At 63.8% G+C, this 298-nt stretch carries 1 pseudogene; it reads right to left on the bottom strand.

From position 1 onward, the window contains the following. Positions 1–274 (bottom strand): annotated as a pseudogene (locus EN807_RS34465) (MFS transporter); the annotation flags it as partial. Positions 275–298 lie beyond the last annotated feature (24 nt).

The following is a 298-nucleotide window of genomic DNA, read 5'->3' on the forward strand; positions in this document are numbered from 1 at the left end:
CGGCGATTGTCGGAATAAGCGCCAGACCGATCGCCATCACCAGGAAAGCAGGAGCCACAAGCAACCTTGCCGCTGCCGGTTTGACGAGCGGCGAAAAAACAAGCCCCTGGACCGCAAACATGACAACGCTGCATGTCGCGAACATGAGGCCGAGCGCAGCGGGCCCCATGGCGAGCTCCACGTTTCGCAGGGTGAGCCCGACCTCGAATGCACCAAGCCCTGCCGCGGCCGCTGCGGCAAGAGCGAGCAGCCGTATCTCTCCGGGCACGAACATTGACGAGCTGCGCTTGCTCGCCTC

This window comes from Mesorhizobium sp. M5C.F.Ca.ET.164.01.1.1 (assembly GCF_004792125.1).
Taxonomy (GTDB): domain Bacteria; phylum Pseudomonadota; class Alphaproteobacteria; order Rhizobiales; family Rhizobiaceae; genus Mesorhizobium; species Mesorhizobium wenxiniae.